The organism is Campylobacter canadensis, assembly GCF_013177655.1.
In the GTDB taxonomy this organism is placed as follows: domain Bacteria; phylum Campylobacterota; class Campylobacteria; order Campylobacterales; family Campylobacteraceae; genus Campylobacter_E; species Campylobacter_E canadensis.
The window spans coordinates 1711568-1724711 of the sequence record NZ_CP035946.1; the positions used below are offsets into that span (position 1 = coordinate 1711568).

Sequence of the window (13144 nt, forward strand, 5' to 3'; positions counted from 1 at the left end):
TACAAGCAGAAAATTCTGCTTGCCAACCATACAATATTTGTGTTTTTATTTTTCTTTAGCTAAAACTTGAGTTTCTATTTTTACTTCGTTACCAACAGCAACTGCAGCGCCAAATCCTTGACCTACTTTATAATCAGTTCTATCAAGCTTTAAACTCATATTAAAACCTAATAGTGTTTTAGAATCTTTTTGTACGCTTGCAATATCGCTAATTATAAATTCAACTTGTTTTTTAACACCTCTCATTGTTAATTCACCGCTTAAAATACCGCTAGTTGCGTCTTTTGCTGTATATTTATTCATAACAAAGGTAATTTTTGGATTTTCTTTTGTATCAAAAAAGTCCTTTTGCTTTAAATGGTTATCTCTTTTTTCATTGTTTGTAAATACCGAATCAACATCAATGCTAGCATTAAAGACCAAGAATTTTCCATCGCTAAATTCAATATCAGCATCAAAAACTTTAAAATTACCCTTTACTGTAGTAAGTTGAGCATATTTTAATGAAAATTCCACATTTGTGTGAGCTTTATCTAATGTAAAAGTTGCAGCACACAAAGAATAAGCTAACGCTGTACTTAATAATATTTTTTTAATCATTGTCTTTCCTTTATAATATATTTTAAATTTATTGTATTTTTTTGAGTTTTCTTGCCATAATATAACTCATCATCTGCGATTTTAAAATAAGTATCAAAATCGCTCCTAATTGGATTTTGTATATATACACCCCCTATTGTTATGGTTGGCTTTTGCTTTAAAGCTGTGTATTCTTGCTCTTTTATATGAGTTTGTATTTTATTTAAATACGCATAAGCTGTTTCTTCATCGCATTTTAAACAAAGCAAAAATTCTTCTCCGCCCCATCTTAAAGCATTTGCCTTATAATTTGTACTAATTGTAAAAAGCGAATTTGAAATTAATTTTAAAATCAAATCCCCAGTATCATGCCCTAAATTATCATTTATTTTTTTAAAATCATCAATATCACAAATTGCTAATAAAATACTTTCATTCTCATTAAATGTTGGTAAGATTTTATCTTTAAAATACTTTCTATTATATAAACCTGTAAGAAAATCCATATAAATTTGATTTGTAAGTTCTGAAATCTTTTGAGTTTGGCTAAGATTTGCTAAAATTCCATAAAGGCTCATCATAGAAGCAGATAAAGATGTATTTATGTAAAAAAACATTGATTGTATCCAATCATCAGCTGCTGTGTAAGATGATTTATAATAATACATAACACAAATTGTACTTATTAAAAATATACTAGATAAAATTCTAAATATATTTGAAGTAAAAAAGCTACTTTGAATAAATAATGTACATAATAACAAATTAGCAAAACCACCATTAAAACCTACAAAATAATTTACAAAAATTTGATGGATATATATTTCTATATAAGTTAAAATATAAGAAGCAAGCTTATTCCCTTTGTAATAAAGAATAAAAACTAAAACATAATTAATGCAAGAATAAATATTTACATAAACCATTTCTTTTATATTTAATATATTAAAAATTATTAAAAATAAAAAGTGCATTGATGAAATAAGCATCAAAAGCCATAAATTTATTTCTATTTTTGTAAATAATTTTTTAACAAATAATGTTAAGCCAATTTGCATTAATTTTCCTTAGATATTTTTTTAAAGTGATGATTTTGCCCAAGATTATTAAACATAGTGTAAGATTTAAAAATAGGAGTTATTTATATGGAAAGTACATTAGTAGCACTTGGGGTTTCTACCTTTAAAATAGCATTATTATTATCTTTACCTATGCTTTTAGCGGGTTTGATTGCAGGTTTATTAATAAGCATTTTTCAAGCAACAACTCAAATAAACGAAACAACCTTATCCTTTGTTCCAAAAATAATCTTAGTAGTTATAATAATCATCTTTTTAATGCCTTGGATGATGAATCAAATGATTGATTTTACAACTATGGTTTTAAATAAAATTCCTCATTTTACTCGTTAAAAAACAATTCTTTATCAAAGTCTAAAAGCAAAACAGCACAAGCTAAAGCACATTCTTTTTGCATTAAGGCTCTGCTTGAATTTAGCTTTAATTTTTTACTGATATTTTTTTCATTATTTGCAACACAAATAAATACATCTCCGCTTTTAATCTCATTAAAATCATCCTTTCCTAAAAGCCCTGTAGTGCTTATTGCATAATCAGCCTTAGTTAGCGCTAAAGCCCCTTTAGCCATCGCTATTGCGCATTCATTTGAATACACATTATTAGCACAATAATCATCAATTTTTAACCACTGTTTTTTGCTATTTACCGAATAAGTAACAACACTTGCCATAAGTATATTAGAGCAACCATCAAGCTTTGAAAATTCATTTACTAAAGCACCTGCTGTGCAACTTTCTGCAAAAGTGATTGTTTTATTTTTTTCTTTTAATTTATTTAAAATGAAAGAAAAAACATTTATTTCTTCAATTATTTTTTTATCAAACAAAGCTCTTACGCTTTGCATAAATCCATCAAGGTGTGAAAATTTTTCTTTAAAAATATTTACACAAATTAAGCCATTAAATAAATTAAATACATAAACTTTAACCCCGTAAGGTTTTGCTTGAGTGTTTAAAATTACATTCACCCCATCAAAATCATCATCTAAAATATAAAAAACATTCATCATAGTATCTTCATACAAAAATTCAGGTAAAAAATAATCCTTAGCTTTTAAAATATTCACAAATTTATCATTTAATTTTATTAGCAAACTTGAATTTTGATATTTTAAATTATCCTTTAAAATAAAATCATCATCGCTTTGAATAAGCTCACTTTCATTCATCGTTGCTAAAAATTTATTAACAATGCAAAAGCTGCTCTCTTCTGTAATTATGCTTATATGCGTGTATTTACTATCTTGCAAATTTATAAAAAAATCTAAATTAGCAGTATTTACATCAAGCACAATATATTCATCAACATAAAGCCTATATTCTTTTAATTTTTCTTCAACAAGCTCTTTAAAAAGCGGGTTTAAATGAAGGGTTTTTGTAAAATAAACTAATAAATGTTTCATAACTTTCCTTAAAAGATTTTTAAAAATTATAGCAAAGATTAAAAAAAAGAAGTTATTATTTAAACATTTTAATTTCTAAAAAGGTGATTTATGAAAGATACATTATTACTCCCACAAACCGAATTTGCAATGAGAGCAAATTTATACGAAAACGAAAAACACAGTTTTGATGAATTTAGCAAATATGCTTATAAACTAATGTCAAGCAAAAAAGCAAGTACCTTTATTTTGCACGATGGTCCTCCTTATGCAAATGGGCATTTACATGTCGGGCATGCAATTAATAAAATCTTAAAAGATATGATAAATAAGACTGAATATTTTTTAAATAATAAAAGCATTCATTACACAGCAGGTTGGGATTGCCACGGATTACCGATTGAACAACAAGTAGAAATTAAATTAAAAGATACAAATCCATCAATTAAGCAAATTCACGATGCTTGCACCGCTCATGCAAAAGAATTTGTGCAAATACAAAAAAAAGAATTTCAAGATTTAGGAATAATTGCAGATTTTGATAATCCTTATTTAACAATGGATTTTAAATTTGAAGCAAATATTTATAAATGCCTTTTAGAGGTTGCAAAAAATTCATTATTAATTCAAAGACAAAAGCCAGTATATTGGAGCTGGGCAGCAAAATCAGCCTTAGCAGAAGCTGAAGTTGAGTATCAAGATAAGCAAGATTATTCAATCTTCGTTGCTTTTAAATTAAATGATGATGCTAAAAATAAACTAAAAAGTTTAAATATTGCTGATGAAGTTTTAAATAATGCAAGAGCAGTAATTTGGACAACTACTCCTTGGACACTACCAGCTAATCAAGCAATAGCATTAAATAAAGATGAAGAATATATAATCTCAAAAAATGGTTTAATTGTTGCTAAAAAAAGAGTGCAAGATTTAAGTGAGTTTAATTTAGAAGAAATTGCTAGTTTTAAAGGAGATTTTTTAGAAAATACCCACGCTATAAATCCACTTAATAATCGTTTATCAAAATTAATCGTAGGCGAACATGTAACAATGGATGGCGGTAGTGGTTTAGTACATACTGCACCAGGTCATGGTGAGGATGATTATTATGTATGTTTAAAATACAATATACCTGTAATTATGCCTGTTGATGATGGTGGTTGTTATGATGAAAGTATTTTAGAATTAGTACCTAAGCAAAATCTAAAAGGAATGCATATTTTTAAAGCAAATGAAGTAATCTTAGAACTTTTAGGCGATGCTTTATTAAAACAAAGCACTTTCATTCACTCATATCCATTTTGTTGGAGAACGCATAAACCTGTAATTTATCGTGCTACAAAGCAATTTTTCATAGCAATGGATAAAAAATTTTATAATAATATGAGTTTAAGAGAACTTGCTTTAAGCGAGATTGATAAAATTAACTTTTACCCACAAAGTGGTAAAAATCGCTTAAAAACTATGATAGAAAATCGCCCTGATTGGTGTATTTCAAGACAAAGAAGCTGGGGTGTGCCTTTAGCCTTTTTCTTAGATGAAAATAATGAATTGATTATGGATTATGAACTTTACGAGCATTTAGCAAGTTTATTTGAAAAAGAAGGCGTTAGAATTTGGTGGCAAAAAGAAATTAAAGATTTACTTCCACAAAATTGCAAATATGATGCAAATAAGCTTAGTAAGGTTAATGATATTTTAGATGTTTGGTTTGATAGCGGTAGCACCTTTGCTTGTGTTTTAGATAGTGGTAATTACGGTATTAAAGCAAAACAAGCTTCAATGTATCTTGAAGGTAGCGACCAACATAGAGGCTGGTTTCAAAGCTCTTTATTGCTTAGCTGCATTATAAATAAACAAGCACCTTACAAAAGTGTTTTAACTCACGGATTTACCGTTGATAAAAACGGAAGAAAAATGAGTAAAAGTTTAGGAAATGTAATAGCACCAAGTGATATTGCTAAAAAATATGGAATTGAAATTTTAAGACTTTACATAGCAAGCAGTGACTATTCAAGCGATATTAAATTAGGAGAAGATATTTTAAATCAAGCAAGCGAGCAGTATAGAAAAATAAGAAATACAATAAGATTTTTACTAGCAAACACAAATGATTTAGAAAAGATGTGCTATGAATTTAGCGAACTTGATTTATTGTTTTTAAATAAAGCCGATGAAGTGTTTAAGCTATGTAAAAAATCATTTTTAGAATATGATTTTGCAAAAGGAATTAACGCTCTTGCAACATTTTTAAGCGCTGATTTAAGCGGAATTTATTTAGATGTATGCAAAGATAGTCTTTATTGTGATGCAAAAAATTCAACCAATAGAATGGCATCTCAAAGTGCTATGGTGCTTATTTTACAAAAACTATTTATATATTTAGCGCCTATTTTAACGCATACAATAAATGAAGCATTTAAAGTCGCAAATAAACTTGTAACAAAGAATGTGGAAAATATTTTTATGCTTACTGAAGATGAAATTAATGTTAAAAAATCTAGTTTTGAATATGAAAAATTAGTTGAATTTAGACAAGATTTTTATGAGCAAATTGATATCTTAAAAAAAGATAAAAAAATAAAATCAACCTTAGAATTAGCAGTAATTAGTAGCAATGAAGAAATGAATTCATTCAAAGAAAATTGCAAATTTTTAAATATTTCAGCATTTTGTAAAAGCGATTTAGACTTTGTAAAAATTGCAGAATTTAAACAAGGTTTTATAGCTTATGCAAAAGATTGCAAATGTCCTAGATGTTGGAGATATTTAAGTAAAGATGAAAACAGTTTATGCTTAAGATGTAGCGAGGCTATTAAGTGAGTGAGCCAATTAGTTTTTTAACTATTATTTATAGCATTGTGATTTTATTATGCGTAAGTGCTATAGGGGTATTTTTAGTAAATAAGAAAGGTAAAAAATGATAAGTTTAGAAAAAGCTTTAAAATTAAGTGATAATGAATTAATTGAGCTAAAAAAAGAAATAAATAAAAAAGCACAAGAAACAAAACACCTTGGTGCTTATGTTGAGCAATTAATTAATAAAGATTTAGATGATGTTGAATATTTAGGTGTGCCTGTTGCTATTAAAGATAACATTCAAGTAAAAGGCTGGAATATTAGCAGCTGCTCTAAAATCTTAAAAGATTACATAGCACCTTACGATGCTAGTATTATTACAAAGATGAAAGAGCATAAACTAGCACCATTTGGAAGATGCAATATGGACGAATTTGCAATGGGAAACACAACAAAAAGTAGTTGTTATGGTAAAACATTAAATCCTTTAAATAACGCATTAGTTCCAGGCGGAAGTAGCGGTGGTAGTGCGGCTGCTGTTAGTGCTAAGATTGCTGTTTGCGCTTTAGGCTCTGATACTGGCGGCTCTGTTAGACAACCTGCTGCACTTTGCGGTTGCGTTGGTTTTAAACCAAGTTATGGAAGAGTAAGTAGATACGGGCTTGCATCTTATTCTAGCAGTCTTGACCAAATTGGAGTTTTAACTCAAAATGTAAAAGATGCTAGTTTATTATATGACGCTATTGCTGGTAAATGCGAGTTTGATAGCACTAGTGCTGATGTTGAATTTACAAGCACATTTGATAAATTAAATGCTGATAAAAAATACAAATTCGCTGTAGTTAAAAATTATTTTGATGCTTGTTCTGATGATATAAAAGCACAAAGTTATAAAATGATAGAAAAGTTACAAAATGCAGGGCATAGTATAAATTATGTTAATCTTGAAGATAGCAAAATTGATGTAGCTGCTTATTATTTAATAGCTTGTGCTGAAGCTAGTACAAATCTAAGTAGATACGATGGTATTCGTTATGGATATAGAGCGGATGCAAATTCGCTAGAAGAACTTTATGTAAATACAAGAAGTAAGGGTTTTGGTTTAGAAGTTCAAAAAAGAATTTTACTTGGTACCTTTGTTTTATCAAGCGGATATATTGATGCTTACTACAAAAAAGCAATGCTAGTAAGAGAAAAAATAACACAAAAATATAACGATATTTTAAGTAATAACGACTTAATATTAATGCCTGTTACTCCAAAACACGCTAGAAGTTTTGAAGAAAAATTAAGCTCTGTTGATGGCTATTTAGAAGATATTTTTACTATTTCAGTTAATCTTGCAAAACTTGCAGGAATTAGCGTTCCTATTCACACACAAGATAATCTTAATACTTCAATTCAAATAATCGCTCGCCGTTTTGATGAGCAAAATTTATTAAATGCAGCTTTAAGTGTTGAGAATTTAAAATAATTAGTCTTTTTAGGCTAATTATTTTTTTATTTTAGCTAAAATTAAAATGAGTATGGCAGATAATCGCTTTAACAAAAGAGGAAAGTCCGGGCTGCAATAAGACAAGGTTCCATCTAACAGATGGCTAGAGCAATCTAAGGGAAAGTGTAACAGAAAATAAACAACTTTTATAAGTTAAGGTGAAAAGGTGAGGTAAGAGCTTACCAGTGCTACGGTGATGAAAAAGCCTAGCAGCTTATAAACCCAACCTGCAGCAAGAAGGGGTGGTTTTAGTCTTATGTTTTTAGCCCTTCGCTAGAGCGTTTTTGTGAAAAAACGAGTAGATAAATGATTATCAAATACAGAATCCGGCTTACAGCCATACTTTTTACAATAATTTTACATTAAATACAATTAAGGCTTATTTTTAGTAAATAAAAAAATATACATTAAAATCCATTATAAAAATTTTATTATTTACTTATTGCATAAAAAATATTTCAAGCAAAAACTATATTAATAAGTGAATACAAAGGCTTATACGGGCTATTAAAATGATTAAAAGTAGATTTAACCTACTCATAATGTTTGCATTTTAACAAAAAAATTATATAAAATTTTAACATATTTTAAAAGGGCTTTAAAGTCTATTTGATGAGATTTTATAAAGTATATTATAAATATTTTGAAAAATATTTTTATAAAAACTAAACTCAAATAACAACCATACAAAGCTAGGTTACGAATAGTTTTTATAATATTAGTCCCATTTTTATCCTTATAAGTTTTTGTTTAATTGTCAAATTCCTATTTTAAAATCTTTGAATTAAAAAGAATTTAAAATAAAAAACTTCATAAATTTAAATAAAAGTAATATTTATAAATTATTTTTATTGTGTTGGCATTAACTTTTGAATGAGTTGTATTTATGTTTGAAGTGCCTTTATTAACATTAGCTTAGTTTGCTTTACGATTAATATTTGTAGCATTCATATTTACCACTTTCTTGTTTTTCTAATACCCCCCCCAAGAACTTAAATAAAGCTTAAATTTAAAGCAAAGGAGCAAAAAGCAGCTTTAGCTTTATTTTATTTTCAAAATTTTCTGGCTTATATTCTAAAGTTTTTCCTTGCAAAACATCGTTTAAAAGTGGATATATAAGCCACACTTCACTAGCTTTAAACTTTGTTGCATAAGCAAATACTTGATATAAATCAGCTTGGCTAATATCACTTAAATCATTTATAATTTTATACTTTGTATCAGCAATAATCGTTTTATCCTTAAGCTTAATCAAAATATCAGGTCGCATTAAAAAATAATCTTTTCTCTCATCTTTTATCAAATATCTGTTTGATACTTGAGTATGTATGCTTATATTTGGATTTTGTTTTTTAAGCATAAAAGCTACAAAATCTTCAAAAAGTCTATTCATATCAAAAAGCAAAGCATAAGAGTGATTATCTCCTGCAAATGGCGTAAAACTAAAGCCGTTTAGAAATAACTTACACCATAAAAGTATATTTTTATAATAACTATAATGCTTATTTTTTACACTAAATTCGCATTTTTTAATGCTAATTAAACTTATCTCATCAAAAAAGCTTAAATATTTCAAAATATTTTTATTTTTGACTTAGTTTTTTTAAATGAAAAAGCGTGGTTTTTATGGTTTGATTTGTCGCATTATCTATAATGTATTCATCATTTTCAGTAAAAAATCGCTCTTTATGAGCTAAATTTTGCCTTAAATGTTCGCTAAAAATCAATTTTCCTTTTAAAAATGCTTTATTGTTTGATACTTTTATATAATCACTCATAAGCCCTTTATTTAAAAGTACGAAAAGTTCTTCTAAAAACATCTCAATAAAAACTTCAAAAAGTGGCATTTTTTCATCTTTTAGCGTTGCTTTAAGTGATTTTTTAAATGGACTTTCTTGTAAAGTTCTTAAAAGTTCTAAAAGTAGCTTTTTAGGATTTAACTCTCTTGCTTTACACTCCTTAAACATCTCATCTTTTAACTCATAAGCCTTGCTTAAATCTATGCTGGGCATTATCTCATCGCTTGATTTTGAAACCTTAGGATAGATTTCCAAAACCCCACTTTTTGTTTTTATAAGCCCTACGAAATTCCTTGTTTTTAGCTTATTTTTACCGACTATTCTTAAAAACTCTGGGTTGTTTTCAGCAAAGCTTATAAGCTCGTCTAAAAACTCGTCGTTATCACGTAGGCTTATAATTTCATGCTCGCAAACTTCAATCTTCATAGATTTTCTTAAAATCCACTTCGCTAAAATCATCGCTTAAATAAAGTGTATCTGTATTTAAAATATTTTTAGTTTTTATCATGCCGTTATCATTAAGCACCAATTTTATCTGCGAATAATCATTATAAAAATACTCTTCTAAAAGTGGTAAAATCTTATTTTTAAACACAGTTTTAAGCTCATCAATGCTGTTTATATCCATAAAATACGAATGTCCGATAAGCTTTTCATCGCCTATTAGGCACTCAATTCTTTCATTTATTTTATTTAGCAATTCTTGAAGATTTACCCCATCACAATCAGAACTTAAAAGAAAACTTGCAGGCTTAATCTTTTTAAACTCAAACCTACGCCTAAGCGCTGTATCAAGTGTAGTGATACTTCTATCTGCTGTATTCATAGTGCCTATTATATAGACATTATTTGGCACCGAAAAACGCTCTTTGCTATATGGTAATATTACTTCTAACTCTTCAGTATTTCCTAGCCTTTTACTAGGCTCAATAAGCGTGATAAGCTCTCCAAAAATCTTACTAATATTTCCACGATTTATCTCGTCAATGATGATTATATATGGCTTTTTTATTGGATTTTCAGTATATTCTTTTAAGCCTTGAGTTTTTAAATATTCTATGATTATTTTAGCGTAAGCAGAATTATAAATACCTAATTTTGGATTTTTATATATTTCTCTTATTGATTCTATATTAACTGGATAATCTTTATATTTATCACTCATTCCATCAAATTTAATTCTAAAAGTTACACCATCTCTAAACTGAATATAATATTTTGTATTTGGAATATTAAAATATTTTTCAGGGTCGGCTAAATCTATTGATGATTTTTCTTTTAATCTTTCTATTAAAATATCAAAATTATTAATTAACTCCATATTACCCTTAGCATTTTCACACAAACTCTTAAAAATACCTTTAGATACAACATATTTCATTTCATCTTTATTAATATCAGGTCTAATTCCTTCTACAAATTCTTCATATCCGTAACTTTGATGAAAGGTGGTAAATACAATTTGTCCGTTTTTTACATAGTCTTTAAATCTTTCTTGCATAGCCTTTCTTTTTAAAGTTTTATCTGAGTAATTAGAAAAATCTTCGCCCAAAATCTCTAAAGCTATATTTATTGTATTGTAAGTCTTTCCAACCCCAGGCGCTCCATATAAAATCTGATTTAGTGGATAATCCATATTTACCTCTCTTTTATTTTTATTTATTATTAAATAATCATCTTCTTGAAAATTATTCATATAGTTAATTAAAAATACAAATTTATCATTATTTTTATTAAACACACCATCTAATTATCAAAGGTAGCATAATTATCGCTTTAAACTGTTTATGAAAAGCAAAACCTTTGTAATCTTGTTTTTGCAACACTTGTATATTTGTATATATTTTAAAATTAAACTTATTTAAAATTTTATTAAAAAATAATATTTATTTTAAGTTTTTAATAATTAAGTGTGTTATAAAACAAAAAAACCTATGCTAAAAAATAACATAGGTTTATAAATTAAAATGTGTAGCGTAATGTAGCGTTTAGTTCGTAATCTTGTTTAAATGATGTGCCAAAGCTTCTTTCAAGACCTAGGTTTAATCTTAAGTTTTCATTAAAGCTATAAGCTGTTTGAATACTTGCAAAGCCGTGATTGTTTTTTGAAAGTTTTATGCTTGAATTAGCACTAATTCCTGCAATTAAATCTCCAATATGTAAATTAGCCTTGTTATTATGCAAATTAACAACCGCTCCAAGCCCTGCTCTAAAAATAAAGCTATCTAAATTAAGCCCATAATAAACTTGTGGTTTTACAACAAATGGTACATATTTATTAACACTTATTATTGTGCCTTTATACTTATCTTCATATTTGCCAACATAGCCTGTAATAAATTCTAAACTAGGCTCAATGTAAGAGCTTGTAAAAATATCAAATCTATATCCAGCTTCCATAGAAAGCAAGAAAGAATTTTGCTTTTTAAAACTATGTTCTTTTTGTGAATAAGATGTGTTTAAGTATTTTAATACCGTATCAGCAAAATATCCATCATTGTTAATATAGCTAAAATAAGCTCCTATGCTATAAGCCTTTGTATCAGTAAGTGAATTAATCTTATCAAAGCCAATTAATGCTCCGCTTAAAAGTTCTGCGTTTGATAAATCGCTTTTTTTATCTATACCAATTTGGGTTGAGTAATAATTAAAATGATTGTTATTTCCGCTGTATCTACCTCCATAAGTTCTTAGCCATACACCAGTTTGAGCGCCCATTGCTCTAACTTCACCTAAACGCTTATTCATATTATTAAGTTGCACATTAATTGAGCTTGTAGCGTTTTTACTAATATCATCTATTTTTGCTTGTAAGCTTTCTGTTGCTATTTTGTTAGCTAGGTTTTTTGCCTGAGCTTTATCTTCTTCGCTAAGATTGCTTGAGCTTGCTACTAATGTAATTAGCTCTGTTGCGGCTTTTGAATTGTCGTTATAAAATTCTCCTAAAGAGTTCTTAATTTCTTCTTTTTTAGCTAAGCCTTCTTTGGTTTCGTTTTTTATTTTATCTAAGATAGTTGCGATTTCATCTTTTTTTTGTTCAATTTCTTTGTTTAGTGCGTCTATGTTTTGGCTTTTGTTATCTAATTCTAATTTTGCTTGCTCTATCTTGCTTTGAGCGTCTTTTAATTCTAGTTCTTTTGCTTGTAGTTCTTTTTTAAGCTTTTCGTTATTTGCGTCGGTTGATGTTAGTTGCTCTTGTAAAATTTTTTTCCAAAATTCTGCATCATCAATATTTTTTTTATTAGCACTAATGTCATTTTCAAAGCTCTTATTTTCATCCATTAATTTATTTATAGCACTAATTCCATTTTGATAAAATTGCAAAGCTTCATCTTGTATCTTTTCTTTAGTTTTAATATCTTCACGCTTTAATTGATATTGAATATTAAGCTCTTTTATTTGCTTTTGCAATTCATCTTTTTGCTTAGTTAATTCAGTTTTTTTAACATCTTCTAAATTTTTATCAAGTTCATTTAAAATATTGTTATATTTATCTATACAATCATTTTTTTGCTTATAATAAGGTTCAAGCTCTCTTACTGCTGTTTCATATTCTTTTTTGGCATTTTCATATGCCTTTAAATTTTCATCTTTTGCTTTTGTAAATGCTGATATTGAAGATTCGTTAGCTTTTATTGTATTTTGTAAGTCTTGATTTTTTTTAGTTAAAGCCTTAATTGTCATATCAAAATTTTGATTTTTACTATTAAGTTCTTTTAATTTATATTCTAAAGAAGAAATATTATGTTGTAACTTTTCATACTCATTATTTATATTTTGTTTATTTTTAATAGCATTTTTATAAAATAAATTTGCTTTTTCATAATTTTCTACGATATTTAATTTTTTACTTGATAAATCACTAATTTGCTTTTGTAATTCTTGTTTTTGTGTAAGAAAATCTTTTAAATTCTGTATGTTTTCACTAGCAAAAACATTTGCATTACAAAGTGCAATAGCACACAATGATGAAAGAAAATATTTTTTCATACTAAACTCCTTTTGTAAAATTCAA

Annotated in this window: 9 protein-coding genes, 1 other RNA gene and 1 pseudogene; 4 read left to right on the forward strand and 7 right to left on the reverse strand. The window is 27.4% G+C overall.

What is annotated here, in order from left to right; all coding sequences use genetic code 11:
* Positions 1-45 precede the first annotated feature (45 nt).
* Positions 46-600 carry a YceI family protein gene (locus CCANL266_RS08240; RefSeq protein ID WP_172233924.1) on the reverse strand — a complete coding sequence of 185 codons (555 nt, stop codon included), beginning with the start codon at positions 598-600 and terminating at the stop codon, positions 46-48.
* Positions 597-1637 (reverse strand): GGDEF domain-containing protein, encoded by a 1041-nt coding sequence (locus CCANL266_RS08245; RefSeq protein ID WP_172233926.1) that lies wholly within the window; start codon positions 1635-1637, stop codon positions 597-599. Before CCANL266_RS08245 ends, CCANL266_RS08240 begins: the two co-directional genes overlap by 4 nt.
* Positions 1638-1724: 87 nt before the next feature.
* On the opposite strand from CCANL266_RS08245, the gene fliQ reads away from it, so the two are divergent.
* On the forward strand, positions 1725-1991 hold the full coding sequence (gene fliQ, locus CCANL266_RS08250; RefSeq protein ID WP_172233928.1) for a flagellar biosynthesis protein FliQ: 267 nt from the start codon (positions 1725-1727) through the stop codon (positions 1989-1991).
* Here fliQ and CCANL266_RS08255 read toward each other — a convergent pair.
* Entirely contained in the window at positions 1981-3060 is a 1080-nt protein-coding gene (locus tag CCANL266_RS08255) for a CinA family protein (RefSeq protein ID WP_172233930.1), read from the reverse strand. The two genes, fliQ and CCANL266_RS08255, sit on opposite strands and share 11 nt — an antisense overlap.
* A 90-nt stretch (positions 3061-3150) precedes the next feature.
* Between CCANL266_RS08255 and ileS the strand changes: the two genes are divergently transcribed.
* The 3 genes from ileS to rnpB all read left to right on the forward strand — a co-directional run bounded on the left by ileS (position 3151) and on the right by rnpB (position 7680).
* On the forward strand, positions 3151-5859 hold the full coding sequence (gene ileS / locus CCANL266_RS08260; RefSeq protein ID WP_172233932.1) for an isoleucine--tRNA ligase: 2709 nt from the start codon (positions 3151-3153) through the stop codon (positions 5857-5859).
* Positions 5860-5956: 97 nt separating this feature from the next.
* Entirely contained in the window at positions 5957-7309 is a 1353-nt protein-coding gene (gene gatA, locus CCANL266_RS08265; RefSeq protein WP_172233934.1) for an Asp-tRNA(Asn)/Glu-tRNA(Gln) amidotransferase subunit GatA, read from the forward strand.
* Positions 7310-7356: 47 nt separating this feature from the next.
* An RNA gene (gene rnpB / locus CCANL266_RS08270) (RNase P RNA component class A) lies at positions 7357-7680 on the forward strand.
* Positions 7681-8339: 659 nt separating this feature from the next.
* Here the strand turns inward: rnpB and CCANL266_RS09700 are convergent.
* From CCANL266_RS09700 to CCANL266_RS08290, 4 genes and pseudogenes are all read right to left on the reverse strand, one after another.
* The gene (locus tag CCANL266_RS09700; RefSeq protein ID WP_172233936.1) at positions 8340-8906 is read right to left on the reverse strand and encodes a 5-methylcytosine restriction system specificity protein McrC; all 567 of its coding nucleotides are present in this window, start codon (positions 8904-8906) and stop codon (positions 8340-8342) included.
* A 7-nt stretch (positions 8907-8913) separates the two neighbouring features.
* Positions 8914-9555: a 5-methylcytosine restriction system specificity protein McrC gene (locus CCANL266_RS09705; RefSeq protein ID WP_172233938.1), complete on the reverse strand. Its 642-nt coding sequence runs from the start codon at positions 9553-9555 to the stop codon at positions 8914-8916.
* Positions 9545-10789, reverse strand: a pseudogene (locus CCANL266_RS08285) (McrB family protein); the annotation flags it as partial. The pseudogene CCANL266_RS08285 and the gene CCANL266_RS09705, both read right to left, overlap by 11 nt.
* Before the next feature lie 302 nt (positions 10790-11091).
* Positions 11092-13119 (reverse strand): autotransporter outer membrane beta-barrel domain-containing protein, encoded by a 2028-nt coding sequence (locus tag CCANL266_RS08290; protein ID WP_172233942.1) that lies wholly within the window; start codon positions 13117-13119, stop codon positions 11092-11094.
* Between the last annotated feature and the right edge of the window lie 25 nt (positions 13120-13144).